Consider the following 23,813-nt stretch of genomic DNA (forward strand, 5'->3'; position numbering starts at 1 on the left):
TCGATCGGAGGATGATAGGGGAGCGTCTGCCGGGAGGCTTCAGGGTTGCCGAGACAGCCCGGGACGGGCTGGTCCATCCCGAGAATTTTTCGAGGGAGGGCGCGCTTATACGTCGTGCCGACGTGCGCTTTGGCGTGCAACTGATCCTGTCGCGATGGCGATCTATCATCTTCACGTCAAGGTCATTGGCCGCAAGGCAGGCTCGAGTGCTGTGGCGTCCGCGGCCTACCGTGCGGCGTCGCGGTTGCGCGACGAACGGATCGAAAGCACTCATGACTTCTCCGCCAAGGGCGGTGTCGTCCATTCCGAGGTGATGCTGCCGGACAATGCGCCGAGTGCGTGGAGCGACCGCGAACGGCTCTGGAACGATGTCGAGGCTTTCGAGGTGCGCAAGGATGCGCAGCTTGCTCGCGAGGTGGAGTTTGCCTTGCCGCGCGAACTCAGCCATGCGCAAGGCATCGAACTGGCGCGCGACTTTGTACAAGTCGAGTTTGTCAGCCGGGGCATGGTCGCCGATCTCAATGTGCACTGGGACAGGGCAGAGGATGGCAGCCCCAAGCCGCATGCCCATGTCATGCTCACCATGCGCTCAGTCGGTGAGAATGGTTTTGGCGCAAAGGTGCGCGATTGGAATGTTACCCAGATGGTCGAGCGCTGGCGCGAGCGATGGGCCGAGCTTGCCAACGAACGCCTTGCCGAACTCGATATCGACGCACGCATCGATCATCGCAGCCTCGAGGCGCAGGGCATTGCGTTGGAGCCGCAGACCCAGATTGGCGCGACGGCTCAGCGCATTGAGTGTAGTGACCTCAACCCTGCCGGCGTTGAAGCAGATCGGACCGAACAGCATCGCGAGATCGCGCGCAACAATGGCGTGCGCATCATTGCAGATCCATCCGTGGCGCTAGACGCAATCACGCATCAGCAATCGACGTTCACGCGCCGCGACATCGCAAAATTTGCGCATCGGCACAGCGATGGAATTGACCAGTTCAACGATGTCATGGGAGCCATTAGTAACGCGCCCGATCTCGTCGAACTCGGCAAGGATGGACGCGGCGAAGATCGCTTCTCCACGCGGCAGATGATCGAGACCGAACAGCGCCTGCATCGCGCGGCGGAACGCATAGCCGGGCAGGAGCGTCATGCGGTGACTGACACTCACCGCGAGGCAGCATTGGCGCATGGCAGGCAGCGCGGGCTTGTTTTGTCAGGCGAGCAGACCGATGCATTGGATCACATCACAGATGGACGCGGCCTTGGCGTCATTGTCGGGTTTGCCGGTACCGGGAAGAGCGCCATGCTCGGCGTTGCGCGCCAGGCTTGGGCAGCAGCAGGCTACGAGGTTCGAGGCGCCGCACTTTCCGGCATTGCGGCCGAGAATCTCGAAAGCGGATCAGGCATCTCATCGCGCACTATCGCCAGCATGGAACACGGCTGGGGACAGGGCCGTGACCTGCTCACCGCGCGCGATGCCCTGGTGATCGACGAAGCCGGCATGGTCGGCACGCGCCAGTTGGAGCGCGTGCTCTCCCATGCGGCGGGCGTTGGCGCAAAGGTCGTTCTTATTGGCGATCCGCAGCAGTTGCAGGCGATCGAGGCAGGTGCCGCATTCCGTTCCATCCACGAACGCCACGGCGGCGTCGAGATCGGCGAGGTGCGCCGGCAGCGCGAGGACTGGCAACGCGACGCGACGCGCGATCTGGCAACCGGCAGGATCGGTGCCGCGATCGGCGCGTACGAGGCGCAAGGCATGGTGCATCAGGCTGCGTCGCGCGACGAGGCGCGAGTTGAACTCGTCGAGCGCTGGGATCGCGACAGGCAGGCTGAGCCAAAGGCAAGCCGGATCATTCTCACCCACACAAACGACGAAGTGCGCGCGCTGAACAAGACAGCGCGCGAGCGCATGGTCGCTGCCGGCGATCTCGGCGACGATGTTCAGGTCCATGTGGAACGCGGTGCGAGAAACTTCGCAAGCGGCGACCGCATCATGTTCCTGCGCAACGAGCGCTCGCTCGGCGTCAAGAACGGCACGCTCGGCGTGATCGAAGAGGTCAGCGCGCAGAGCATGACCGTACGCATCGACGACGGCAGGTCTGTGCGCTTTGACCTGAAAGACTATGTCCACATCGACCACGGCTATGCCGCGACCATCCACAAGGCCCAGGGCATGACGGTCGACCGCACCCATGTGCTGGCGACGCCAGGCATGGATGCGCACAGCAGCTACGTCGCCCTGTCGCGGCATCGTGACGGCATGGACCTGTATTACGGCGGCGATGACTTTGCCGCACGAGACCGGCTCGTCCGGACGCTGTCACGCGACCGCACCAAGGACATGGCGTCGGATTACGATCAGATCGATCCGGCGCAACACTATGCCGAGCGGCGCGGGATCACGTTTCGACAGCGTGTGGTCGAGATCGTGCGCCGGTTGGTTCCGGAGAAGCTTCGTGACAGGATCGACGGGCTGCTCGACGGGTTGCGCTTGCCCGCCGACGCCGAGCCCGGTCAGGATCGTGGGCATCAGCCGGGAAGGGACGATGGTCGAGCGCAAAACGGCGATGCGGGCGCTGTGTCTGGAAGAGAAGCCTCGTCCATGGGAGCGCAGCGCGAAACAGATGCGCCGCTGGACCCGGAAGCGGCGCTGCGCAGCGCTCGCACGAAGGCGCTTGTGCGCCACGCGCGTGCTCTCGACGCTATTATCAGCAGTGGAAATGCGGACGGGCAGGGGTTTCCTGAGCAGATGCGCGAATTGAGAGATGCGCGCAACGCTTTCGAGAAGGTGCGGCCTCATGGTTGGCGCGATGCAGAAGCGGCCTACGTCAAGAATCCCGAGCTGGTTCATGAAGCGGGGACCGGTCGCGTCAACCGCATCGTGCGCGCTCTCCGGCTTGAAACCGAAATCCGCACCGGACTAGAAGCTGATCCGATCGGCCGCGCCGACCGTTTTGTACAGCGCTGGCAGAAGCTCCACCGGACAAGCCAGGAGCAATATCAGGCCGGCGACATGTCCGGCTACAAGTCAACGCGCTCGGCCATGTCCGACATGGCCAAGAGCCTCGAACGCGATCCACAGCTTGAATCCCTGCTTGCCAACTATAAAAAGGCGCTTGGCGTCGAACTGGAGTCCGGCCGGCGCCTGGGCGCGGAACTCGCGTTCAGCCACGGTATTGGCATTGGGCGTGGCATGGGCATCTAAACTTATTACGAAATGGCATGTCGAGCGTGTCGTCGACGAAGGGATATGTAATGGGTCTACGTCCTAGTTCAATTAAGATGCCGGCGCATGATCACGAAAAGGAATTGAAAGACCGACGAGCCCGTTAGCAGCTCGGTCGTCAACCCCTCAATCGCTTCCTTGAGCGTCGTCAGCCGCCTCGATCGGCGCAGCGCTTCGAGCGCGTCGATGACCGGAGCAGGCATCGATCCAGGTCCCGATGGACCCTCCCAAGCCTTGTTGTGATGCTATTCGAGCAAACGATAGGGGTTGGGTTTGGGCACGTTTTCCTCAATAAAGTTCATCGTATCGAATGCGGCCATCTTCGCGGCCTCAACAGTCGCAAATTTCTCTCTGGTGAAAAAGCCGTGATCGAGAGTTGGTCGTGAGACAACTGCACCCCACAACAAGCCCCTCCTGAATACAGTGATGCGGTATCCGTTGGCTTTCAGGAGATGGTTGCCCTTTTCGTTCATCCTCCAGCCGGCTCTACTCGGGAAGCGCTTTCGCCGTGAAGCGCCACTTCGCATCTTCTTATCTCTGGCTTCTGCCCGCAGCAGATCCGATTCCATGTGACCAGCACAGATTGCCCCGCACGCCAAGGTGCCAGGATACCGGTCGTTCTGCATATAGTGGACATACCTAATCTCGGCGGATTCGCACATCTCGCAAGTCATTTGCGGCTCGCCCAAATCTTCAACGTTTACGCAGCGCCACCCCCGATGAGGAACGCCCGCGCTTGCCCACTTTCCCTTGCCTGCAGAAGGTCCATGCATGTCGGTTGCAATCCTTGGCCGCTTCGGTGGAGGAAGCCCGGCACCTTATCAGATGCCGGGTTCTCACATTTATGCAGCGGAACGAGGAAGCGATTTGCCGCCTCGCTTAAAAAGCTCGTACTGTGCCTTGGCGTGACGGTTCGCGTCCTCACGTTTCGGACCCGAGGAATACCCGTTGAAAACCGGGAACTCATACTGAGCAACGAGATCCTTCAGTTTGGTGAGCAGCCGTTGCATCGAAACCTGCTTGCCCTGCATCGCCATGCCCTCGGCGTACAGCAGCCAGGCTTCGCCGATCAGCTCCATCTTCCGGAGCTCGTCCGGCGAGCAGTAGTTCTTGGCAACAGTGATGTCCGCCGCCGTTGGTAGGCGGTTGCCGAGCGCGGTCAGTCCCATGTTGGGTTTTGAGGCATCAGCTCGCGACATGATGATTTGCACCGCGGTCTGCTCCGAAGCCGCGAAATGAAACGTGTCTTGGCTGGTTGCAAAGAAGGTTCGCGCGGCGGGATCATCTTTGTCGTAGTCGATCGAGCACTCGGCGAAGGTTTCGCGAACCTGGGTGTATAGGTTCTTCTCAGAGGTACGGATGGCGCGGACTTCCTGTGCCAACCGGAGTAGCGCCGCCGGATCGCTATTGAGGCGCTTGCCGTTTAGAGCATATCCGTCCTCAATGTAGCCCTTCAGTATCTTGGCGGCCCATTTTCGGAATTCCGTGGCTCTCTGACCGCTGACGCGGTAGCCCACCGCCAAAATGACATCGAGATTGAAATGCTCGAGGGTCCGGCGCACATCACGGTCGCCTTCCCGGCGAACCACTTCCATTTTGGAAGTAGTTCCTTCCTTCGCCACCTCGCCATCGGCGTAGATGTTGGTCACATGCTTTATGATGGCCGGCGTTTGGGTGCCGAACAACGTGGCCATCTGGTCATAAGTGGCCCAGACAGTGTCTGCTTCGAAATCGATGGGAAAATCGATCTCGCGCCCGCCCGACTTGAACTTTGCGAAGACGTCGAATGGAACGACGCCCTTTACGATGCTTACGGCCGCGGCCGCACCTTGCTTTAGCTTTTGGACAAGCGTCCGCTTGCCCCGGTTCTGAACATCTTCGCTCACGACATGATCCTTTCACGATGTCGTTGTGCGGTGCAGAAAGTGCTTGACAAGGGAGGGGAGGAATCCCATTTGTGCGCCAAGTGATCACTTCTCCACCGCTTCGGTGGTGTTTCAGGCCCGGCGGTGGTTGCACACCGACCGGGCCGCCCAATTTCCCGACGATTCTCGGAAACTATCAGGATATATTAGCGAGCAGGGCTTTTTCCAAGTTCTGGACGCAATTTTTTCGATTTTCCCAGCGCTAGCACAACAAACATACAGAAGTTGTTTGTATGCGAACGTTTCCGCTCATGCTTTGCGACCCATCACCTTGAGGGCCACACCTTGCCGATTGAGGTTGTCGCCGATGACTTGAGCAGCCCCCGTTGCCCCGACGTACCCAGCATAGAAGCGCGCAACTCCTGATTTTTGCTGGGCTCATATCGTCCTACCGGGTGCTGACAGAGCCTGAGGAACGCCGGCGCGAAGACATACGGGCGAATGCGAAGCGGCGGCGATTGCGGCGAGAGACGGGCGTCGAGGGGCATGCCGTCCTTAGTCTTGCGGGAACGCGTCAGCCTCAAGCTCGAAGAGCCGGTGCACATTGCCCAGCATGCGAATTTTTGCCGAGATCTTTGCATCGCGAGGGAACGGGACTTTCTCTTCCGCATCCCAACCCGGTTCGCTTCCGGCGACCTTTCGGAGCAACAACAGATCGATGCGTGCAAATCGAGGCCGGGAGGCACGATCTTCCCATCCGTTGATTTGAATGGGGAGCAGTTCTGCCCCTTCAACTACGCCGTCTATGGTCTCGACCTGCCAAATTCCGATGTTGGCGTCCATATGCTCTGGTCTGGTCTTCGTGGTTGCGGAAATTCCTGTCACGAAAACGGCCCGTCGGTTCCAATTGACGATGCGGACCACCAATCGGTTTTCTTCCTTGAGATGTTCGATCACGTCGAGCGTGGGGTCTTCGTCTCCGATCGTAAACCTTGTTTGTCGCCGAGCCTCTTGCCATTGACCGATCAGGTAGGGAAGGCTGGCGGCCGCCGCGATCACTGCAAACCATCCGCTGAACGCACCTATCCATTCGCGCACACACTCGGCTCCCATTTCGTTGGCGGCGCAGAGGTCGCCGAAATCCCAGTGATAGGTGAACCACATCAGCCCGGAGATCTTAGCGAAGACCACCATCCCCAAGGCGACGATCCAGTTTCCATCTTTCCAAAGCCACATGTCAGACGCCTAGCAAACCTGCTGCCAAAGCAGTGTCCATTGTTGCGACCGATCATCGTGAGAAATAGGTTGAAGACCAGGACCACGAGCAGCGTCGCTGAAAAGAGCAGAAATGAACCCGGAGAACTTCAGCCCAACCCAAGCTACGGCGAGCAGCAAAGCGACGAGCAACACGACGACAGTCAACGCTTACCTCTTCGAACCGAAAGGCTGCCCGCTTGGAGCGGGCGATCTTTCTCACAAACGACTCGGCCCTATTTCTTTTTTACTCGTTGGGTGAGTGCAGATGCGGCGACCGATTTAACTGCTTTCGACGTGCTCTTTGAGGTCAGCAATTTGCCGGCCTTAGATGCGACTTTCTTGCTCGTAGTTTCATTAGATTTCTTTGCCATTTATCCCTCCGCGTTTTGGCCTTCACAGTACACGCGCGGTCCCTAAAGGAGATCAACTGGCGGGAGTGGCTATCCCCAACTTTCGTTCTTATAGATCGGCATTACGCCACACCGTCATCAGTCGCCTCGTCAGCAAACGGAGGCCTGTGATATCGGAAGGCGCCACGCGGCCGGCGCTACGCCGGCCCAGGCCTCTATGAGGTCGACTATGTCGGACAGCCGCGTATCGTAATCGTCGAGCCCGCCGCAGCACCGGAGGCGGGCGTGCGGATATCCCTCTCGGCACAAGGCCACGCTCGCGGCGAGTTCTACGAGCAGCCGCCCGAGTAGCCAGACGCAGGCGGCGAAGGCGCTTGGCATCAAACAGAGCGCCGTCAGTAGCGCCCTGAACGGGCATTCTCAGGCAACCCGCAAGCTGCTCGCTGTCCTCGGCCTGGAGGCCAAGCGGGTTGTGGTAAAACGCCCTGAAACCGCTAAGCGGTCTTCTTAAGCTCAATCACCTGCACGCCAAGTCGGAATGCCTGCCCGTCCGCATATGACCGTGCATATTCCTCAGCCGCGAACGGGAAGGTCAGGGTATTGCCATAGGCGGTGACACGCACCGCCCATTTGGCGTCCCTGATTATTTCCACGGAGTGATGTTCGTGCGGCGCCATACTCTTCCCCTACGGCATGCGGCAACGTAGGGGAAGAGAACTGATTTGTATACGAACAAATGATGTAGGCTTTAGAATTTCCTACTTGCGGCGACGGCTTGGAGCCGGTTTGGTCGCTTCCGGCTTAGCCGACGCATCACGCGCCAAGCGGGCTTCCCTCAACCTAGCCGTCTTTTCAGCTCGCTCCGTCCTTTCGGCGTGCATGATTTCATCTGCCGCCCGTCTCGCCTGCTCGTCTCGGTCTCTGTTCACTTGCCGGGTCATGTCATGCTCCGATTCCTATCTCCTGGAAATAACGCCATGAAAGCAGCGACGTTCCTGTCAGGAAGGCTGTCAGGCAGGTTAGGTGCCCAACGCATAAGGGTCGGCAACAGAAAGCCGACCCTTGTTCATCACCGACCACGCCTACCTCCGCGCCGCCCAGCATCTGGGCTGGACCCGCAGACATGAAGAGTCCAGGTGCACTCGGGAGCGATGGTGCTCTCGACGGTTCCATGGGTGTTGAGCAGATTTCTCCACCGTCTTGACCGCCCCCGCTCCGCACCATAGACCTTGCCAAATAGCGGGCCGAACTTGGGGGATTAGAATGAATACGGCAAAGACACTAGCCGCATTGTTGGTTTCGATGAATGTACTCGCGGGTTGCGGCCCGTCGGGAGGAGAGGTCAAGAAGGTAGACCTCTCAGGTGAACAACTTCCAGGGCTGTCCAAAAAAGGAGCAAAGGTAGCAATAAGCGGCCTGCTCAACGGCGCCGATTCTAAGGCAGCAAAAGCCGCTCTTGAGAAGCAAGGCGATGCAGCGACCCTGACGCCTGTAAAACTTAGCGTATACGGTATGAACGGCGGAAAGGTAAACGCGCTCTATGCGACAACCGACCAATTCGTCAGTCTCCAAGCCAAGGGTCAGGCTCCAAACAACCTTGGCGATGTTCGGGATACAAATACCGGCGAGTTGTCGGCAACTTTCTACGGTACGTATCTCCTAACTGCTTCATACACTGGCATCTACAGTGACAAATACAATCAGGGACCGACATGGAAAGCCGTAGCCGACCAGTTTATCTCTGAGCTGGGACAGACCTCGTACGGGTACCTGCCCGCCGATCTGCATGGTCAAAACGAGACGTCCTACGCCGTGCCGGCGTCAGCTGGTTTTGAGCCAGGCCACGTAAACATAAAGACACAAGAGTGCCATAGGCCTGGCGCTACGATGCTCACAGAGGCGATGCCTTCGGACATGCTCTACAAGAATCGTGTCTGTAAACTGGAGATTTCTTACGCGCCTGATGATCAACCTAATATCTACATGATGCTCGACCCTATCCTGAAGGCCAAATATGTCGAGTTGTTCGGGAAGCCCGATTGCTGGTTCAACGAGTGCGATGACGCCACCCGGCAAAAAGTAATAGATGCGCGCATTGTGGAGAAGTTCAGAGACGACAACAAATGGTACTAAGGGTGCCCCGCATCCCTGCCTCGTGGCGAACAGCGGGTGACAAGCCACAAGCTCCTTCGCGGGGAACCGGCATCGCCGGGCGGAAGGCAGCTTGCGGGTGCGGAGGGCGGAGCCCTAGTCTTCGTTTTCAGGTAGCGTATTCAGAAATGGGTAGTCGCTATCTTCATCTATCGGCTTTAGAGGCGCGGGCTTAAAATCCTCGCGCTCTAAAACGGTAGCTGTTGGCACCAGCACCTCAAAACGTGGTGATTCAGTCGGGTGTGGTTCGCCGCTCCAATAGCGCGCCGCAGACGCTTTAGCTTGCTCGACTCCGCCACGCTGGTGGAGCGCTTCGCTGTAGTGGCTCAGATCGCCTTTATGAAGGCGTTCCTCGACCTCGTACTCAACCTTGTAAAGGTATTTCTTCGCCTTCTTGACCACGCCCGCCGCTGCCCACTGCTTTCTGGCACGCTCCTCGGTATCCCACACATAGACGGCGTTCGACCGTATTGCAGTTCCGTTCGGGTGCGCGGACCTAATTATCTCCTCTGCGGCGTGCAGGCTTGGGTGAAGTCCGGGCATATTGTCGTATCCGGGGATAACCTCACCAATCTCCCACAGTTTGTCGGAGTAGTGATAACCGATGCGTTTTGGCATTCCGCTTCCCTAGCTTCTGTTTCCTGACCTGGCGCCCGTATACCCGCCTTACCTGGAAGCGGAAACCGAAGGCTGCGCAGGCGCCGCGCCACCCGGCGCGTAATAGGTCGCCAGCGTCAGAAGGCCAAGGCGGCTCTGCTGCTTGATGTTGTCGTGGTGGCGGCGTTCCTCCAGTTCGTAGGAGGCCACGGTGGTCAGGCCCTGCGGCTTCAACGTGTACCTCAAGCCGTGGTCGGCAACCTCCAAGTCGCCGGAATCCGCAAGCGACTTGAGCACCAGCTCGTAATAATTGTTGGTTGTATCCCCCTCGGGATGGCGGAACCAACGGCGCGTATACAAAAGCTCCATCAAGCCGAACATGCTGACGTGGAACCCATCATTCTTCGCCGTCTCGTTGACGAAGAGCCGCAGCACCTGAATCCGGTCCTGCCGGGTCAGGCCGCGCTTATTGAACTGGCCCTGCGTCCACCGGTCCCAGAGGCCATAGCGGTAGGCGTGGCCGGACAACCAATTCCAGATGTACTGGAGCGGGTTGTCAGTGCGGAACGTGTAGCCGTGGTAGTAGTGCTCGCCCTGGAAATCGAACTCGGGCAGGTAGCGCTTCAGGATAACGCACTCATAGCCCTTCTCGCTGTGGCCGTTGAACCACAGACCGATAAGCCCCTGGGGCACGACGCCCTTGGCGATGAACCGCTGCTTGGTCTTGGGGTCGAGCAGCCGGATGCCGAAATAGTCGTTCGTCTCGTCAATCGTGAAGCTGCCGGGCGGCATCGGCCTCCGAAGAGCGACCCGCTCCGCCAGCATGTAAGTCATAGGCCATTTGTTCATTCGTCTGCGCCTTGTGTCTGAATATCCCGGCGCGGCGATATCTGGGAACTGCTCGACGCTTTTACAACAACAGGCATAACAAAAGGCCCTGTCGGGGCCTCTTTTCATTGTGCATGTGCGTTATTGCACTGCGGTAGTCTTGGATTCGAAGAAGTTTCCTGCATTGGGGTTGGCCTGGCCTTGTTTGAAGCGCATGGAAGCCACGCCAGCAAAAACAGCCAAGGCGGCAATTACGAAGAACATTTCTCGCTCTTTCATTTGGTTGTGGGGTTATTCCCGAAATAACCGTGAGTCTTAAAGGGTATTGTGTCAACTGGCCAACTCGGCTTATTCTTTAAATGTGTCCAGCGATAAAGAGCCCGCAACCACCACCATTAAGCCCAGGGGAGGCCAGACGGTTTATACGCCTGAGAAGGCAGCCTTCGTCTTGGGCGAGCTTATGGAGGGCAAGTCGTTACGCACCATCTGCAATTGTGAAGAGGGCAAAGCCTTCAAACCGCCGCTTAAACCCTTCCACGATTCGCCAATGGGTTTTGGTTGATGTTGAAGGTTTCGCCGCACAGTACGCGCAGGCGCGCGATATTGGCTTGGACGCAATGGCCGACGAAATGTTTGAAATCGCTGACGATGGTTCGAACGACCTGATGAACGGGGTTATAGGTCATGGTCTTTACTTTCATTGTTGTGAAAATAGGCTGACGCATATTTTAGTTGTAAATATATTTTTATAAGTTTATTGACGTATACTATTTGCACTCGCAGAATACACCTAGATAACGAAAGTAATACTAGGTGATTATCCCCGCAAAACCCCTAACTATAGGCCTGCACCGAGACGTTCCAAACGAGGTGTATCAACGAGACAAGGCAGTCAGCACGACCGGCATCAAGCGCCTACTCAGCTGCCCGCTGGATTATTGGGCGCTATCCGCGCTCAATCCCAACCACGAGTTCATCGCGTCCAAATCCACCAGCTCTCTCCGCAAGGGCTCCGCCTTCCACTGCCTATTGCTGGAGCCGCACGAGTTCACCAAGCGCTTCACGGTGAAGGACGGCGTAAAGCAATCCAGCGCGCCAGGCTTCGTCGGCGGCGGCGAATACAACGAGATGATGGCGGCGATTGACGCCATCCGGGCCATGCCGAACGTGTCCCAGCTTTTCACCGACGGCGAGGCCGAGGTGACGATGGTGTGGGAGGACAAGGAGACCGGCGTGCTGTGCCGGTGCCGCCACGACTACTTCCGCCGGAAGCACGGCATGACCGTGACTATAAGACCATTGCCGACATCAGCGAGCGCGAGATTGACCGGCAGATTGTGAAATACGGCTACTACATCCAGGCAGCCTTCTACCTGGACGGTATGAAGGCCCTCGGCCTGGGCGACCACCAGGACTTCGTATTCGTCTTCCAGCAGCGCGATTACCCCCACAAGGTGTACGCCACCACCATTTGCGACGAGACCATAGAAATCGGCCGCAAAGCCTACCGGCTGGCGCTCAAGACCTACGCCACGATGTTGGAGCGCTACGGCGCCGACGTGCCTTGGCCAGCCTATCCCGACCGCGTGCACTGCCGGTCATATCCCGACATCCAGATGCACGCCCCGTCCATCGACTACGGCTTCATGCCGACGCGCTAATGGACGCTCTAATCATCCTCGCTGACCTGATGCTGCACGGCCACGTTTGCGAGCATTGCGGCGGCGACTACCGGGAAAAGGCCTACGGCTATCCGAGGGCCTGCAAACAATGCCAGCCCGACCAAATGAGCACGGTGCCAGGCGTATTCTGCGAAGTCTTCAACCGCGGCCTCCACCACCGCTACGCGCGCCGCTTCCACTATTGGCCATCGCGGCAGAAGTGGTGGGACGAGGCGACGAACGTCAAAGGCGTCGGGGAGAAGTCCTTCCGCAGGCACGTTTCAGCAAGCTTGATGGCCCACGCCATCGGACAGCGCAATCTCGCTCATTAAACCAACAGGAGAAACCCATGTGAACGCACAGAACGACAACCAGCTCAGCCCCTACGACATCACCCGCCAGAAGGTGATTGCCGGGGGAACCATCAAGAGCTTGAACAGCATCCTTGGCGCCGGGCGCGGCAGAGAATACGCCATCAGCGTGCTCGACCAGGTGCGCCGCTCTATCGGGGGCAAAAACGACCTAACCAAGTGCAACCCGGAAAGCATAGTGGCCTGTATGCGCAGCGCCGCCGCGCTCCGGCTTTCAATCGACCACCGGCAGCACGTCCATATAATCAATTATGGCGGGGTAGCGACGCTCCAAATCGGCTACCGTGGCTATCTCGCCCGGCTCCAGGAGAGCTTGCCTGGCTTCGCCGCCCAGGTCGAATGCGTCTACAAGGGCGAGCCCGTGACCGTGAAGCGCGATGGCTTCCTTGAAACGGTGGTGCACGAGCGGAAGGACTGCTTTGGCAACCGGTCTGACACCGACATTATTGGTGTGTATGCCCAAATCTCCTATGACGCCGGGACTGCCCGCGTCAGCCACGTCATCACCATGAACCGGGCCGAAGTCGACAAGGTAAGGGGCTGCGCTAAGGACAGTAGCTTTTGGAACAAGTGGTACACCGAGAAGGCCAAGGTGGCGTGCCTGCGCCGTGCCTGCAAAATGCACTTTGCCGCCGTCACCCACGACCTCGATGCGGCCGACAACGATAACTACGACGGCTCCGCCGCGCGCGAAGAGGGTAATGCCAAGGCCGACAGCATCAACGAACGCCTGTCCGGCGACATGAAGGTGGTGAGCCATGAAGACGCCTAGCGCCCTGATGGCACGGCGCCTCGCCACTTACGGCAGGCGCTTCGACGCCGAGCGGTTTCGGGCCGCTCGAATACGGGCTGGGCTGACCGTCGAACGGCTCCAGGACATCATCTATCCCGGCGCTGGCAAGCGTTACTCCATCGAGGGCCTGGAGGACGGAAGCAAGGTGCCGAGCCCACAGATGTTGATGCGGTTCTGCCAACTCCTGAAATGTCAGATGGATGACATCGCGCCAAAAATCCGCTGACCACTCTTGCTTGCAACACGTTGCAAATCGGATTGGGAAGTTTTGCATGCGCTCAGAGTCGCACTCTCCCAACTACGTGGCTCACCCAGGAGGACATACCTCCCAAAATGCACCCCTCTGAGACAGGGACATTCTGTACCCGCTATCCTCTGATTATGCGCATATGCATTGGGAGAGCGTTTAAACGCACTATACAGAGGTGCATACGTACACGTACCCACTCTCAAATCAGAGGCTCTCTCTCAACAGGGATGGTCCACATGAGCGTACAATTAGTTTCCCCGATTTCCCAAATATGTGGGTAAAACAGGCCATATCCACGCAGATGGCGCTGTTTTTTGGGAACTGACCATCGCCACAAAATCCTTCTCGCAAGGAGCCGATTGCCTCCGGCCGGGGGCGCGTCGGGACGCCCGCCAACGGTTTGGGCCGGACGCGTAATGCATTTTCGTGGTTAGCGGTGAAAAGAAATTTGCACTTTTTGCGGCGTGTCCCTATATAGGCTCCCGAGGCGGCGCGAGTCGCTCGATCCTTTTCGTGGTTCTGGTGGAGTTTTCCCATGAGCGATGAAGCCGAAGCAGAAGCCGCAGCGGCAGCGGCAGCAGCCGACGAGAACGGCGGGGCCGGTGAGCGGGAACGCTCGACCATCGGCTTCCCCTATATGAATCTGACCGACGCCTTGGATGTGGCCAAGGCCTTGCACGACAACGTGGGCCTCGGTGAATGCGGCGAAGACCAGCTCGCCGCATGGATGAAGCTTAGCTCGCGCAGCAGCGGGTTCAGGGTGCGCTTGGCGACCGCCAAGATGTTCGGCTTTATCGAATCGCCCGCGACCGGGACTTACACCCTGTCCAGCCTTGGCCGGGCCGCGGTGGACCCGAGCCGCGCCGCCAAGGCCAAAGTCGAGGCGTTTCTGACCGTGCCGCTCTACCGGCTGGTCTATGAGAACTATAAGGGCGGTATCCTCCCGCCCACCGCAGCATTCGAAAGCGACATCAAGACGTGGGGCGTCGCCTCGAAGCAGGCCGCCCGCGCTCGCCAGGCGCTGGAGCGCTCCGCCGAGGAGGCGGGCTTCTTCGCCAATGGCCGCAACCGGCTCGTCATTCCCGCCGTTGCCAACTTCAAAGGCGCGGACCTTGCAGGGGTTGAGGAAAAACAGGTAAAGGTGGTGGCCGAGGCGGAGACTCTGCCGCCCGAGATTGACCCCATCATCAAGGGGTTGATCGCCCGCCTGCCGAAGTCCGGCACTGTCTGGCCGTCGGCGGAACGCGAACTCTGGCTGAACATCCTGAAGTCGAGCTTCCAGCTCGTCTACAAGGACACCGAGAGCGCGTTTAATTGATGAATGCTGAGTCTCCCATCCCGCCGCATCGGCACGTCGTCTCGCTGAGAGACGTGCGCGACCTCGGCTATATCACCGAGGAGATGGCAGCGCTTGCCGCGTGCAAGAGCGGGCCTGTTCGCTTGCTGGAGGGTTTCCAGGCGCCGAACGGCAAGGGGTTCGGGCTGTTGCATATCGAAGCCAACATACCGCGCGGGCGTCAGCTCGAAGGCCTTGGCTTCAACTCGGCCGTGGAGTTTGTTGCGTACATCGCGGCCAACTTCGTCATGGTTGCCACGCAGGAGAACGGTCGCTTGCTCCTGCTCGCGCAGTGCAAGAACGATTGGCTTCACCTTGTGGTGGAGTGGGATCCCGAAGGTTTCTGGAGCTGCACGACCGCAATTCCCAAGCGCCACGCGCGCGGCATCACCGCAGTTTGGACGAAATAACCAGACGCGATTGGGAGAAATAGGGCGGTCTGATGAGAGCGAACCCACATCCGACAGTGTCGGAACTATCACCGCTTTGAGACTTTATCATCGCCCACATGCCGACGAGCGAAGAGTCCTAACGCTTGCGGAGACCGCCTTATTTACAAACGAATACGTATGTCGAAACGTTCCTAATTGCAAGCGAGAGACACGCTTAGGGACAAATTACCGCTAAACGAGTTAGCGCAGCGTGAACGACCAAAACGACGTACAAGCGATTGAACTTGCGACGAATTCAGCGACAACTACCGGAAAATTAGCCGTGTACACGCTTTAGCGAGGAATGTCCCTACAGCGCTAATTAGGCGATTTAGGGACATGGACACCGCAGAGTACGACAAACGCGCTCAGTGGGCTTCTGTGACGAAGCGACTAGACGCTTCGACTCGGAGCGGGGCACAGAGAGCGTTTAGGCCTTCGGAGGCGATTTTGCCTTCTTACGCCATTTCTCCCATCCAGAGCCCTTCCCACGGTCGGGCGCGTAATAGGTCTCACCGCCGAACTCGGCCGCCATCGCCTCGGCTTGCTCCGGCTTCTCAAACCGGAAGGCTTGGTATTCCCGGTTGTCGCGGCGGATGTATTGGCGGCGGCAGGCCATGCCGAGTTCGTCGCCGCGCTTGTGAGCCTTGTCGTAGGCACGCTCGCAGCAGTTCTCCCAAGGGATGACGGCGTGGTACGGCCAAAAACGGTCCAGGTAGGCATCCGTGTGGATGCCTTTGTGGCGGGCGGGCATGGGATTGTCTCCGGCGTGGTGCAGGGTAGGAATATTTTCCTTCTTAGTGCCCGCAGAGTCAATCCGCTTTCTCAGAATCCGCCCTGCTACATCAAAGTTTACAGACAGACCGGTTTCGAAGGCGCATGGTGTCTCGGTCAGCGGCCACTGTATGGGCGTCGCTGCTGGGAGCGACCATCATTCTCTCGCCCATCCCCCAAGGAGGCAGAGAGATGCAGAAGCACCTCAATCAACGCGCTTGTTTCAATCCCGAAGACCTGGACGTGCTGAAGCGCGCGTTTGATGTGCTTTGCGCCGAGCGGGGTTGTCAGCCGGGCTCACCAGACGCCGAAGCCACCGCCTTGCTGCTGGTCAATCTGTTCGAGGGTGGCCGGAGAACCGAGGCGGAGCTGCTTGAGGCTGTTCAGACCTTTCAGGCGTACCGGCAGGCGAGCTAGAGCCTGAGAAGGTTGAATCTGCGAAGATTCGCCAGCATGTCTAAGTACGAACTGTCGCGTTCGCTGGAGAGCTTGGCCTTCTTGAGCAGTTTGGCAACGTCGGCCTCCAGGAATTTCAATCGCATCTCTAGTTCGCGCCGTCTTTCACGACGCCGCTCAGGCGAAGTGCACATCCGTACGAGGATGCGCCAGGTCGGCTTGATGCCGACCCCTATCAGGGCGCCAACACTCAGTATCGCTATCGTTTCATTTTCCACATTCGTTTCTCCTATTGTTTATCGGTTCCGGCACAGGCTTCCGCGCTTCACGCAGCAGCTTCGCCAGCAACATCGCGCACTCCCACTCGTAGGCGGCGAGGCACCGGGCTTCGTATTCGGTCATTTGCCCACCCCCAACAGCTCGTCGCTCCGCTTCCGGGCGAGCGCCGCCATCTGTGCTTCATGCGCCGCCTTGGCCTCGTCAGTGCGCTTCTGAGCAGCCGCCATATCGGCCGCCGACATCGAGGGCGTCTCGCCAGGCACCACGTCGTTCCAGCCCTCCCGGTTCAGCCAGGTCGTCGGGTGCGGGATGTACCGGCCGCCGTCCTTCGTCCAACCATCCGAGGCGTTCCACCTGGCCAACGCCGCCAGAACTCGGGCGAGATCTGGCTTGAGACGGTTCCAGGCGGCTTCGGCTTTCACCTTGCCGACCTTGTTCCGGTACTTGTCCCAGAATTCATCGAACCCCGGCCACGCCCCCTTGGGGGCTTTGGGGGAATATTGGTTATATCAGTCTTGCTTAGGTCAGTATTATTAGCGCCGGATTCTCCGGCGACGGACGAACCGTCAGAGCATTCGGAAGCTGGGTAAAGTCGGTTTGCGGCTTACGGAGCTTATTCATGACGATTGCCCTTCCGCGCGTTGCAGACAAAAGCGCAGCTTCACCAAGAGCAGTGGAAACGCTGCAGATGCACCCTTGGGCACCGTAACAGCGGGCGGAGGTGGTAAGTCCGCAATCGTCACAGCCTGGCTCGCTAAGTACTACGGCGGAGTAGTCGGTCAGCCGGCTGACTCACCAACCGGAACAGTTACGTGCATTGACCATCACGCCTTGGTAACCGGCAAGCTGGTCAAGGTTGAACAGGCTGCGAACGACAACAGCGAGAAAGTGCATGCCTTCCTGATAAAGTACCAGGGCACTGACCAAGACCCTCGCCTTGATGAACCGTTGCATACAGTGACGACACGCGACCGGTTCGGCTTGGTGACAGTCCACGGGGAGCTATATCGCATTGTGGATATACGCATGCGAATGCTAAAGCCTTCGGAGCTGTTCCTGGCGATGGACTTCCCACGTCAGTACATTATCGACCACACAGCCCTGGGGAAGCTCAGCAGTAAGCTACAGGTTCAAATGTGTGGGAACAGCGTACCGCCCACACTTCCCTATCTCATCATCTCGCTCAATGTCGCCCGGAGCGCCTTGTTCGAGATGGCTGCCTAGAATTCCGTGGCGCGCAAGTGGTTCGCACTTCGCGCCACGTTGTTGATTTCCAAGGCGTTGCAAGGCATCGTTGAGCAACGCTAGGAAACGTAAGACATTGAAGACTCGCCAGTATAAATCCCTTGGTAAGGGAGTGCTCTACCACTGCAGGGAGCAGATGTTCCCTGGGCCATCAGAGGCTTGCCCGTTTGCCGCTTTTGGCGGTGGTGTAGGCTGGTGCCTGTTCGGTGGGTGCTCGGTCGCTCCACGGCCGGGCTCACCGATAGGTCGTCATCCGGTGATTGGCGATCTCGAACCAGAGCCGGGAAGCGGCCTTCTTTTGGCTGACCGCCCATTCATGTTCGATCATGCTCAGGGCCTGCTCAAGCCGCTTTGATGCTATCACACCGTTGCAGGCGATCTGGATCATGCTGAGCTTTTTGAAACGCTCCTGGTCAGGGTTGAAGCGTTTTGTCAGCTGCTTCATATCCTTGTCGACGGCGATCAAGATCGCGCTGTTGGCCAACGCGGTTTCACATACCACAATGTCCGAGGCACCTTCGGCGAGCACGTCGCTATGCCGGATCGCTATGTGCCCGGCCTTTTCGACTGCCAGCGCAACGGATTCGGGAGCGCTGGCGTCCAGCAGGAAAATGAGATGAGCTGCCGGCGCCTTCAAGCAGCGCTGTCGAATGCCAGCGCAGCTTCCACGTCCGACTTGGTCAGCGTGGGATATTCACGCATGATCTGCTCGACCGTGTAGCCCGATTCCGCAAAGGCTTTGATGTTTCCCACCGGGATGCGCGTTCCGGCAACGACCGAGGTGTTGCCGAACCCATGACGCTTCTCGATACGGCCAGCGGCCGATGAATCGCGTTGGCGCCAGAGCCTAACACGCTCCTGCATGTCGCCAGCTACCACCTGCAACGGGATTTGTAAGACTCCCTGGCCTGAAACAACCTCTTCGTGCTGGTTGGTTTCGTTGTTGACGAGAACCACCTTCTTCTTGAGCACGTAAAGGGTTGTCGACGCCCAGTGCTCTCCGAGCGCCAGGAGCTTGTCCTTGACCTCGCGAAGATGCTGCATCGAGACCCGAGCCTCGTTGCGAAGCTCGTCGAGCACACGCAGCGCCACAAGGTCCTTGAAGCTATACAGTCGAGCGTAGGCAAGCTTGCGATTCTCGTTGCCCAGGCTTGGCGCAAAGAAGTTCGTCCGGTCCCAGTGCCGCAGTTGGCGGACTGAAAGGCCGGTTAGACGCGCGGCGTCTTCTTCCGTGAAGGCCGCTATGACTATGGTCTCAGCCTTTTTGCTCATTTCCACATTGTAACGCGCTGCTTCGGTAAAAATACGGTCCACGCGGAGAATTTTTAAGGGGCTTTCCGGCGAGTACCAGACCGAACGCGATCCCGACGCCAATCGCGAGATCAGTCGCAAGGCTGCTGGTTATTCGGAGCGCCAACTCGGTTGCCGTGGCTCGCCACCGGCGTGCCGGCCGCTTCATCTGCAGGCCGATCAGCTCGTCAAAAATGCGTTCCATCGTAGGTTCTCTCCTTCCTGGTCCGTGTAGATCGGCGCCTAGCGAAGTCGAGTTGTGTAGATATGCTGTAGATCAGCCGTTTTTTGGCCGTTCCTAAAATCTCTGAAGACCTTGGAAATGTTGGCTCCCCGGGCCGGATTCGAACCAGCGACCAACCGGTTAACAGCCGGTTGCTCTACCACTGAGCTACCGGGGAACGGAGGCTCTGATGTGAGTGGCGCAGCCTATAGCAAACACCTTTCGGCTTTGCAAAGCAGCAATTCGCATTTTTTCTCCAGTTTTTCGTGCGGCCATTTGTGGCATCGTTTCGGCGTGCCCACATATGAACGGGTTCACACTCGCACGGAACAAAGCGGCCGGTTGTTGCCTTTGGTACCGACGGCTTCAGCCACGCAGATGGGATCTGGTTTTTGAATGACGGCAACTGACGACGATAGCGCCCCGGCGCGGAAGATCACGATCTTGGGCCGCGAATTCACCATGCCCCGCTCGCGGGGGGCGCGGATCGCGATCGGCGTGCTGCTCACCGTCGGCGGTATTCTCGGTTTTCTGCCGATTCTCGGCTTCTGGATGATCCCGCTCGGCCTGCTGGTCCTGTCCTACGAATTCGCGCTGGTGCGTCGCCACAGGCGGCGCTTCGTCGTCTGGTGGCAGCGCCGGCGCCGGCCGGACTGAAAGCTGACGGGAGAGACCCGGAAAGCTTGGAACACGCCGTCGAGACCGGCCGCAAGCGATCGGCAACCATCGTTTCCGATGACGCATGGGAAAGCGTCGGGAATGATTTTCCGGTGCTTGACGACCTTTCACCGCCAACATAATGAGTTCGCTCGGAACGCCGGGAGCATGGAAGGCCTCGTGGCGGAGTGGTTACGCAGAGGACTGCAAATCCTTGCACCCCGGTTCGATTCCGGGCGAGGCCTCCAAATGCCCGGGCTCCGGCGCCGTCGCGCCGGAGCGTCAGGTTCCGGTCGAATTGGCCCGCTGATTTCATGCGGGTAGCGAACTGGCGCGGAAGCGGATTGGTTGGGACATGAACGCTGATTTTTCCGAACGCCGCGTGAAGATGGTCGATGGCCAGATCCGCACCACCGACGTGACCAGCGCGCCGCTGATCGAAGCCATGCTTTCCGTGCCGCGCGAAGCCTTTGTCGGCGCCGGCCAACGCGATCTCGCCTATATCGACGAGGACATCCGTGTTTCCGGCGGCGCCAATGGCAGCGGCGCCCGCTACCTGATGGAACCGTCGCCGCTCGCCAAGCTTTTGCAACTGGCCGAGATCAGCGACACCGATTCGGTGCTCGATGTCGGCTGCGGCACCGGCTATTCGGCCGCCCTGCTTTCCCGAATCGCAAAATCGGTGGTTGCGCTGGAAAGCGACCCGGCATTGGCTGAAGCCGCGAAGTCGACGCTTTCGACGCTGAGTTGCCAGAACGTGACGGTGATGACCGGGCCGTTGCCGCAAGGTCATGCCGCGAAGGCGCCCTATGATGTCATCTTCATTGGCGGCAGCGTCGAGGAAGTGCCTGCGGCATTGCTCGGCCAGCTCGCCGAGGACGGACGGCTGGTTGCGGTCGAAGGGCAGGGCAACTCTGGCGTGGCCCGGCTATTTTTCAAGGCCGGGGGGTTGTAACCGGAAGACGGGCATTTAATGCGGCAATTAAGCCACTACCGGGCTTCGAACGTGCCCATGCATTCGAATTTTAAGCGGTTTTGCCTTGCAGCGAAGGCGCTGTCGTGATCGCTTGCGCCTGAACAATCGTTGCTGATTTGCTTCACCGGACTTTCGGCGGGCAGTCAGCGGGGGAACGATAACAACGCGTCGCCGGCTGATCTGGAAGGAGAGGCTGAGTGGCGCGGTTCCCATGCAAAACGAATGAGGGATAATACGTGCCGCCCCTACACAAGACTTTTCTAACAGCCATTCTCGTTTCGGCGACAGCGCTTTCGCCCTTGACCGCATCAGCAGAAACCATCACCGGCGCGCTCGCCAAGGCCTATCAATACAATTCCCAGTTGAACTCCGCCCGCGCCGGCACCCGCGTTACCGATGAAGGCGTTGCCATCGCCAAATCGGGCTACCGCCCGACGATCAAGGGATCGGCGAGCATCGATTACACGAGCAGCCACTCCAACAGCCTGGGTCAGACCTTAAACATCACTACAGGCAACTTTGGAGTTCAGATCGACCAGACGCTGTTCGACGGGTTTCAGACCAAGAACAATGTCGCCGCCGCCGAAGCGCAGGTCAGCGCCTCGCAAGAAAGCCTGCGCAACACCGAAGAGAACATCCTGTTCAACGCGGCAAGCGCCTATATGGACGTGATCCGCGATCGCCAGATCGCGGTGCTGACCGAACAGAACCTGCAGTTCCTGACCGAGCAGGCGCGCGCTGCACGGTCGCGCTTCGAGGTCGGCGAGGGCACCCGCACCGACGTCGCTCAGGCCGACGCCTCGCGCGCCACCGCGGTAGCCCAGCTCAGTGCCGCCCGCGCGACGGCGCAAGCCAGTGCCGCGACCTACCACCAGATCATCGGCGACGAGCCGGGCAAGCTCAAGGCGGCCGCGCCGGTTGGGAGGTTATTGCCGGCGAGCCTCGATTCGGCCTTCACCGTTGCCGCCGCGGAGCACCCGGCCATCCTTGCCACGGAACATCTTGTCGACGCCGCTGCGTTTTCGGTGAAATCGGCCGAAGGGGCGCTTTTGCCGCAGCTTTCAGCCAGTGCCGGGATTTCGAGCCAGTACCGCAACACCACGCCCGGCGTTTTTGCATCGTCGTCGTCCGAAGGGACGACGAATTCGGCCAATATCGGCGCAACGCTCACCGTGCCGATCTATTCGGGCGGCCGCACCTCGGCGCTGGTTCGCCAATCGAAGGAATCGCTTAGCCAGGCCCGTATCGAAGTCGACGTCAGCCGCGACCAGGTGCGCCAGGCCGTGGCTTCGGCATGGACGCAATACACCGCGGCCCGCGAAAGCGTGGATGCCAACAGGCAGGTGATAGCCGCCGCGCAACTGGCGCTCAACGGCGTCATCGAGGAGCGCAATGTCGGCCAGCGTACCACGCTCGACGTGCTCAACGCGCAGAACGCCGTCATCACGGCCAAGATCAACCAGGCCAGCTCCGAGCGAGACGTCGTCGTGGCGAGCTACGCCATCCTGTCGGCGATCGGCCGGCTGTCGGTCGACCGGCTGGGCCTAGCGGTCACGAAATACAAGCCGGAAGAGCACTACAACGCCGTCAAGGACAAGTGGATCGGACTGCGCACGCCGGACGGCCGTTGATCCTTCCTGTAAGCTTCCAAAAGCGCCGCGTATCCGATGGATGCGCGGCGTTTTTGCATTTGAAAGCCAACCGGTCGGCTGCTGGCGTCGGAGGCGGCTAATCTGTTGAAATCCAATGTCCCCCCAGATTGGGGATTCTCGGATGACGATCGGTCGGTTACGCTGTCGCCATTGATTCGAATTCCGGCCGGGCCGGAATGGAAATCTGCAATAGGTCACAAGGGCGGCGGATGTGACGATGGCGACGGCAAGCAGCGCACAGCGCGAACCTTCCATGGAAGAGATCCTTGCTTCCATCCGAAGGATCATCGAGGATAGCGACACCGGCCGCAAGCAGCCCGCGACCGATAGCGGCGACTTGCGCCAGGACCTGCAGCCGACGGCGGCGGCGCCGGCCGCCGATGTTGACGCTTTCCGTTCCGAGCTCAACGCGGAATCCACTCCCAGGAAGCCGGTGAGCCTGGCAGAGATCCAGGCCCAGCTCGCGGCCTCCGACTCGGCGGTCGAGCGCGGCGAGACGCGCCCCGAGCCAGTGAAGACCGCGCCTGCGCCCACCACCCTGGCGGAAGTCGGGGCCAACGTCGCTGCCGAGCCCGGCGCTCCGGCCGCAGCAGCAGGGATTCCGCAAAGTGCCGATACCATCGTCGCCGACTGGCGGCGCGAGATCGCTGCCGTTGGCGGAAGCTCGGTCAAAGCGAAGGTGGCGACTCGCCCTCCGGAAGCGGCGCCCGAAGTCGAGATCGACGAGGAGGATCTTGCCACGCCAACTGCCGAAACCGTGGTGCCCGGCAAGGTCTCGGCGCCATCCTCGGCCGATTTGCCGCCGGCCCGGCCGGCGATCCTGTCCGAACATGTGGGCCGTCAGGTCGCGGCGGCGTTCGGCGAGCTTTCCGATGCCTTCGCCAGCCGCGGCAAGAAGACCTTCGACGAGATGGCCGAGGAGATGCTGCGGCCGATGTTGCAGGACTGGCTCGACAACAACCTGCCGACGCTGGTCGAGCGGCTGGTGCGCGAGGAAATTGAGCGCGTGGCGCGCGGCGCACAGTGATTTCGCCAGATCGTTCGAGGTAAAAGGCGCCGCCATCGGGCGGCGTCTTTGTTCCGGCAAATGCAGCCTCGGGATCGTTTTGCGATGAGGCGCGGGATTGCCGTCGATCGCGGCAAGCCTATCTGGGCGAGGCGCGCCTATCCTTCTCGCGGTTGACTCGGCCAAGAGCTTCCGATTTACA

31 protein-coding genes, 2 tRNA genes and 1 pseudogene are annotated in these 23,813 nt (G+C 59.5%); 17 read left to right on the forward strand and 17 right to left on the reverse strand.

The features are described from left to right. The first annotated feature begins 154 nt into the window (after nt 1–154). Nucleotides 155–3,202, forward strand: a complete 3,048-nt coding sequence (gene traA / locus EJ071_RS21875) for a Ti-type conjugative transfer relaxase TraA (RefSeq protein ID WP_126099737.1) — start codon at nt 155–157, stop codon at nt 3,200–3,202. Nucleotides 3,203–3,270: 68 nt separating this feature from the next. Here the strand turns inward: traA and EJ071_RS38640 are convergent, their stop codons facing one another. From EJ071_RS38640 to EJ071_RS21890, 4 genes are all read right to left on the reverse strand, one after another. Beyond that, nucleotides 3,271–3,426: a hypothetical protein gene (locus EJ071_RS38640; RefSeq protein WP_189521157.1), complete on the reverse strand. Its 156-nt coding sequence runs from the start codon at nt 3,424–3,426 to the stop codon at nt 3,271–3,273. A 42-nt stretch (nt 3,427–3,468) separates the two neighbouring features. Then, a complete protein-coding gene (locus EJ071_RS21880) occupies nt 3,469–3,792 on the reverse strand; it encodes a hypothetical protein (protein WP_126099738.1) in 324 nt (107 codons plus the stop codon). 273 nt (nt 3,793–4,065) lie between these two features. Beyond that, complete coding sequence (gene rhuM, locus EJ071_RS21885; protein ID WP_126099739.1) at nt 4,066–5,109, reverse strand: RhuM family protein; 1,044 nt, start codon at nt 5,107–5,109, stop codon at nt 4,066–4,068. A 534-nt stretch (nt 5,110–5,643) separates the two neighbouring features. Further along, nucleotides 5,644–6,324 (reverse strand): hypothetical protein, encoded by a 681-nt coding sequence (locus tag EJ071_RS21890; RefSeq protein WP_126099740.1) that lies wholly within the window; start codon nt 6,322–6,324, stop codon nt 5,644–5,646. A gap of 69 nt (nt 6,325–6,393) precedes the next feature. Here EJ071_RS21890 and EJ071_RS38645 point away from each other — a divergent pair, with 69 nt between their 5' ends. Further along, the gene (locus EJ071_RS38645; protein ID WP_189521159.1) at nt 6,394–6,762 is read left to right on the forward strand and encodes a hypothetical protein; all 369 of its coding nucleotides are present in this window, start codon (nt 6,394–6,396) and stop codon (nt 6,760–6,762) included. Nucleotides 6,763–7,189: 427 nt separating this feature from the next. On the opposite strand, the gene EJ071_RS21895 is transcribed toward EJ071_RS38645, so the two are convergent. Continuing rightward, nucleotides 7,190–7,372 carry a hypothetical protein gene (locus tag EJ071_RS21895; protein ID WP_126099741.1) on the reverse strand — a complete coding sequence of 61 codons (183 nt, stop codon included), beginning with the start codon at nt 7,370–7,372 and terminating at the stop codon, nt 7,190–7,192. Nucleotides 7,373–7,958: 586 nt separating this feature from the next. On the opposite strand from EJ071_RS21895, the gene EJ071_RS21905 reads away from it, so the two are divergent. Further along, nucleotides 7,959–8,828, forward strand: a complete 870-nt coding sequence (locus EJ071_RS21905) for a hypothetical protein (protein ID WP_126099743.1) — start codon at nt 7,959–7,961, stop codon at nt 8,826–8,828. A gap of 114 nt (nt 8,829–8,942) precedes the next feature. Here EJ071_RS21905 and EJ071_RS21910 read toward each other — a convergent pair whose 3' ends face one another. From EJ071_RS21910 to EJ071_RS38650, 4 genes are all read right to left on the reverse strand, one after another. Further along, nucleotides 8,943–9,464 (reverse strand): hypothetical protein, encoded by a 522-nt coding sequence (locus EJ071_RS21910; RefSeq protein WP_126099744.1) that lies wholly within the window; start codon nt 9,462–9,464, stop codon nt 8,943–8,945. Between the two features lie 48 nt (nt 9,465–9,512). Further along, entirely contained in the window at nt 9,513–10,292 is a 780-nt protein-coding gene (locus tag EJ071_RS21915) for a hypothetical protein (protein WP_126099745.1), read from the reverse strand. A gap of 120 nt (nt 10,293–10,412) precedes the next feature. Continuing rightward, nucleotides 10,413–10,535 carry a hypothetical protein gene (locus tag EJ071_RS40075; protein ID WP_281058874.1) on the reverse strand — a complete coding sequence of 41 codons (123 nt, stop codon included), beginning with the start codon at nt 10,533–10,535 and terminating at the stop codon, nt 10,413–10,415. A 260-nt stretch (nt 10,536–10,795) separates the two neighbouring features. Further along, on the reverse strand, nt 10,796–10,957 hold the full coding sequence (locus EJ071_RS38650; protein ID WP_189521161.1) for a hypothetical protein: 162 nt from the start codon (nt 10,955–10,957) through the stop codon (nt 10,796–10,798). Between the two features lie 184 nt (nt 10,958–11,141). Here EJ071_RS38650 and EJ071_RS21925 point away from each other — a divergent pair, with 184 nt between their 5' ends. The 7 genes from EJ071_RS21925 (at nt 11,142) to EJ071_RS21955 (ending at nt 15,092) form a co-directional block, all read left to right on the forward strand. Continuing rightward, a complete protein-coding gene (locus EJ071_RS21925) occupies nt 11,142–11,612 on the forward strand; it encodes a PD-(D/E)XK nuclease-like domain-containing protein (RefSeq protein WP_189521163.1) in 471 nt (156 codons plus the stop codon). After that, the gene (locus EJ071_RS21930) at nt 11,609–11,932 is read left to right on the forward strand and encodes a PD-(D/E)XK nuclease-like domain-containing protein (RefSeq protein WP_245459939.1); all 324 of its coding nucleotides are present in this window, start codon (nt 11,609–11,611) and stop codon (nt 11,930–11,932) included. Before EJ071_RS21925 ends, EJ071_RS21930 begins: the two co-directional genes overlap by 4 nt. Then, complete coding sequence (locus tag EJ071_RS21935; RefSeq protein WP_126099749.1) at nt 11,932–12,264, forward strand: hypothetical protein; 333 nt, start codon at nt 11,932–11,934, stop codon at nt 12,262–12,264. The genes EJ071_RS21930 and EJ071_RS21935 overlap by 1 nt, the downstream gene beginning before the upstream one ends. A 19-nt stretch (nt 12,265–12,283) precedes the next feature. Then, complete coding sequence (locus EJ071_RS21940; RefSeq protein WP_189521165.1) at nt 12,284–13,075, forward strand: RecT family recombinase; 792 nt, start codon at nt 12,284–12,286, stop codon at nt 13,073–13,075. Further along, complete coding sequence (locus EJ071_RS21945; protein WP_126099751.1) at nt 13,062–13,322, forward strand: helix-turn-helix transcriptional regulator; 261 nt, start codon at nt 13,062–13,064, stop codon at nt 13,320–13,322. Before EJ071_RS21940 ends, EJ071_RS21945 begins: the two co-directional genes overlap by 14 nt. A 559-nt stretch (nt 13,323–13,881) precedes the next feature. Further along, nucleotides 13,882–14,664, forward strand: a complete 783-nt coding sequence (locus EJ071_RS21950; RefSeq protein ID WP_126099752.1) for a hypothetical protein — start codon at nt 13,882–13,884, stop codon at nt 14,662–14,664. Beyond that, nucleotides 14,661–15,092, forward strand: coding sequence for a hypothetical protein (locus EJ071_RS21955; protein ID WP_126099753.1), 432 nt, complete (start codon nt 14,661–14,663; stop codon nt 15,090–15,092). Before EJ071_RS21950 ends, EJ071_RS21955 begins: the two co-directional genes overlap by 4 nt. Before the next feature lie 451 nt (nt 15,093–15,543). Here EJ071_RS21955 and EJ071_RS21960 read toward each other — a convergent pair whose 3' ends face one another. Beyond that, nucleotides 15,544–15,867, reverse strand: a complete 324-nt coding sequence (locus EJ071_RS21960; protein ID WP_126099754.1) for a hypothetical protein — start codon at nt 15,865–15,867, stop codon at nt 15,544–15,546. A 212-nt stretch (nt 15,868–16,079) separates the two neighbouring features. Here EJ071_RS21960 and EJ071_RS21965 point away from each other — a divergent pair, with 212 nt between their 5' ends. Then, nucleotides 16,080–16,304 (forward strand): hypothetical protein, encoded by a 225-nt coding sequence (locus EJ071_RS21965; RefSeq protein ID WP_126099755.1) that lies wholly within the window; start codon nt 16,080–16,082, stop codon nt 16,302–16,304. On the opposite strand, the gene EJ071_RS21970 is transcribed toward EJ071_RS21965, so the two are convergent. From EJ071_RS21970 to EJ071_RS21975, 3 genes are read right to left on the reverse strand one after another with little or no spacing between them, the layout of a single operon-like run. Then, a complete protein-coding gene (locus EJ071_RS21970; RefSeq protein WP_126099756.1) occupies nt 16,301–16,561 on the reverse strand; it encodes a hypothetical protein in 261 nt (86 codons plus the stop codon). The two genes, EJ071_RS21965 and EJ071_RS21970, sit on opposite strands and share 4 nt — an antisense overlap. Then, nucleotides 16,551–16,685: a hypothetical protein gene (locus EJ071_RS40080; protein ID WP_281058875.1), complete on the reverse strand. Its 135-nt coding sequence runs from the start codon at nt 16,683–16,685 to the stop codon at nt 16,551–16,553. Before EJ071_RS40080 ends, EJ071_RS21970 begins: the two co-directional genes overlap by 11 nt. Then, nucleotides 16,682–16,984, reverse strand: coding sequence for a hypothetical protein (locus EJ071_RS21975; protein ID WP_126099757.1), 303 nt, complete (start codon nt 16,982–16,984; stop codon nt 16,682–16,684). The genes EJ071_RS40080 and EJ071_RS21975 overlap by 4 nt, the downstream gene beginning before the upstream one ends. A 274-nt stretch (nt 16,985–17,258) precedes the next feature. Between EJ071_RS21975 and EJ071_RS21980 the strand changes: the two genes are divergently transcribed. Next, nucleotides 17,259–17,786, forward strand: coding sequence for a hypothetical protein (locus EJ071_RS21980; protein WP_126099758.1), 528 nt, complete (start codon nt 17,259–17,261; stop codon nt 17,784–17,786). A gap of 256 nt (nt 17,787–18,042) precedes the next feature. Here EJ071_RS21980 and EJ071_RS21985 read toward each other — a convergent pair whose 3' ends face one another. From EJ071_RS21985 to EJ071_RS21995, 4 genes are all read right to left on the reverse strand, one after another. Then, nucleotides 18,043–18,444, reverse strand: coding sequence for a DUF5615 family PIN-like protein (locus EJ071_RS21985; RefSeq protein WP_126099759.1), 402 nt, complete (start codon nt 18,442–18,444; stop codon nt 18,043–18,045). After that, the gene (locus EJ071_RS21990; protein WP_126102671.1) at nt 18,441–19,079 is read right to left on the reverse strand and encodes a DUF433 domain-containing protein; all 639 of its coding nucleotides are present in this window, start codon (nt 19,077–19,079) and stop codon (nt 18,441–18,443) included. The genes EJ071_RS21985 and EJ071_RS21990 overlap by 4 nt, the downstream gene beginning before the upstream one ends. After that, nucleotides 19,063–19,302: a hypothetical protein gene (locus EJ071_RS38655; RefSeq protein WP_189521167.1), complete on the reverse strand. Its 240-nt coding sequence runs from the start codon at nt 19,300–19,302 to the stop codon at nt 19,063–19,065. The genes EJ071_RS21990 and EJ071_RS38655 overlap by 17 nt, the downstream gene beginning before the upstream one ends. A gap of 121 nt (nt 19,303–19,423) precedes the next feature. Continuing rightward, nucleotides 19,424–19,498: transfer RNA gene (locus tag EJ071_RS21995), tRNA-Asn, on the reverse strand. A 218-nt stretch (nt 19,499–19,716) separates the two neighbouring features. On the opposite strand from EJ071_RS21995, the gene EJ071_RS22000 reads away from it, so the two are divergent. The 5 genes and pseudogenes from EJ071_RS22000 (at nt 19,717) to EJ071_RS22020 (ending at nt 23,632) form a co-directional block, all read left to right on the forward strand. Beyond that, on the forward strand, nt 19,717–19,977 hold the full coding sequence (locus EJ071_RS22000) for a hypothetical protein (protein ID WP_126099760.1): 261 nt from the start codon (nt 19,717–19,719) through the stop codon (nt 19,975–19,977). A 174-nt stretch (nt 19,978–20,151) separates the two neighbouring features. After that, a tRNA-Cys gene (locus tag EJ071_RS22005) sits at nt 20,152–20,225 on the forward strand. Between the two features lie 107 nt (nt 20,226–20,332). Beyond that, nucleotides 20,333–21,006 (forward strand): annotated as a pseudogene (locus EJ071_RS22010) (protein-L-isoaspartate O-methyltransferase). Nucleotides 21,007–21,189: 183 nt separating this feature from the next. After that, nucleotides 21,190–22,584 (forward strand): TolC family outer membrane protein, encoded by a 1,395-nt coding sequence (locus EJ071_RS22015; protein ID WP_126099761.1) that lies wholly within the window; start codon nt 21,190–21,192, stop codon nt 22,582–22,584. Nucleotides 22,585–22,822: 238 nt separating this feature from the next. Further along, the gene (locus EJ071_RS22020) at nt 22,823–23,632 is read left to right on the forward strand and encodes a PopZ family protein (RefSeq protein ID WP_126099762.1); all 810 of its coding nucleotides are present in this window, start codon (nt 22,823–22,825) and stop codon (nt 23,630–23,632) included. The last annotated feature ends 181 nt before the right edge of the window (nt 23,633–23,813 follow it).

Source organism: Mesorhizobium sp. M1B.F.Ca.ET.045.04.1.1 (assembly GCF_003952465.1).
GTDB lineage: Bacteria > Pseudomonadota > Alphaproteobacteria > Rhizobiales > Rhizobiaceae > Mesorhizobium > Mesorhizobium shonense.

Excerpts from the sequence above, each read along its gene's own strand:
- EJ071_RS21935 (WP_126099749.1), top strand. The coding sequence starts at position 11,932 with ATGGACGCTCTAATCATCCTCGCTGACCTGATGCTGCACGGCCACGTT.
- EJ071_RS21990 (WP_126102671.1), bottom strand. The coding sequence starts at position 19,079 with ATGAGCAAAAAGGCTGAGACCATAGTCATAGCGGCCTTCACGGAAGAA.
- EJ071_RS21915 (WP_126099745.1), bottom strand. The coding sequence starts at position 10,292 with ATGAACAAATGGCCTATGACTTACATGCTGGCGGAGCGGGTCGCTCTT.
- EJ071_RS21965 (WP_126099755.1), top strand. The coding sequence starts at position 16,080 with ATGCAGAAGCACCTCAATCAACGCGCTTGTTTCAATCCCGAAGACCTG.
- EJ071_RS40080 (WP_281058875.1), bottom strand. The coding sequence starts at position 16,685 with ATGACCGAATACGAAGCCCGGTGCCTCGCCGCCTACGAGTGGGAGTGC.
- EJ071_RS21945 (WP_126099751.1), top strand. The coding sequence starts at position 13,062 with ATGAAGACGCCTAGCGCCCTGATGGCACGGCGCCTCGCCACTTACGGC.
- EJ071_RS38640 (WP_189521157.1), bottom strand. The coding sequence starts at position 3,426 with ATGCCTGCTCCGGTCATCGACGCGCTCGAAGCGCTGCGCCGATCGAGG.
- EJ071_RS21895 (WP_126099741.1), bottom strand. The coding sequence starts at position 7,372 with ATGGCGCCGCACGAACATCACTCCGTGGAAATAATCAGGGACGCCAAA.
- EJ071_RS21910 (WP_126099744.1), bottom strand. The coding sequence starts at position 9,464 with ATGCCAAAACGCATCGGTTATCACTACTCCGACAAACTGTGGGAGATT.
- EJ071_RS22000 (WP_126099760.1), top strand. The coding sequence starts at position 19,717 with ATGACGGCAACTGACGACGATAGCGCCCCGGCGCGGAAGATCACGATC.
- EJ071_RS21880 (WP_126099738.1), bottom strand. The coding sequence starts at position 3,792 with ATGGAATCGGATCTGCTGCGGGCAGAAGCCAGAGATAAGAAGATGCGA.
- traA (WP_126099737.1), top strand. The coding sequence starts at position 155 with ATGGCGATCTATCATCTTCACGTCAAGGTCATTGGCCGCAAGGCAGGC.
- EJ071_RS38650 (WP_189521161.1), bottom strand. The coding sequence starts at position 10,957 with ATGACCTATAACCCCGTTCATCAGGTCGTTCGAACCATCGTCAGCGAT.
- EJ071_RS21950 (WP_126099752.1), top strand. The coding sequence starts at position 13,882 with ATGAGCGATGAAGCCGAAGCAGAAGCCGCAGCGGCAGCGGCAGCAGCC.
- EJ071_RS40075 (WP_281058874.1), bottom strand. The coding sequence starts at position 10,535 with ATGTTCTTCGTAATTGCCGCCTTGGCTGTTTTTGCTGGCGTGGCTTCC.
- EJ071_RS21890 (WP_126099740.1), bottom strand. The coding sequence starts at position 6,324 with ATGTGGCTTTGGAAAGATGGAAACTGGATCGTCGCCTTGGGGATGGTG.
- EJ071_RS21905 (WP_126099743.1), top strand. The coding sequence starts at position 7,959 with ATGAATACGGCAAAGACACTAGCCGCATTGTTGGTTTCGATGAATGTA.
- EJ071_RS22020 (WP_126099762.1), top strand. The coding sequence starts at position 22,823 with ATGGCGACGGCAAGCAGCGCACAGCGCGAACCTTCCATGGAAGAGATC.
- EJ071_RS38655 (WP_189521167.1), bottom strand. The coding sequence starts at position 19,302 with ATGGAACGCATTTTTGACGAGCTGATCGGCCTGCAGATGAAGCGGCCG.
- EJ071_RS21960 (WP_126099754.1), bottom strand. The coding sequence starts at position 15,867 with ATGCCCGCCCGCCACAAAGGCATCCACACGGATGCCTACCTGGACCGT.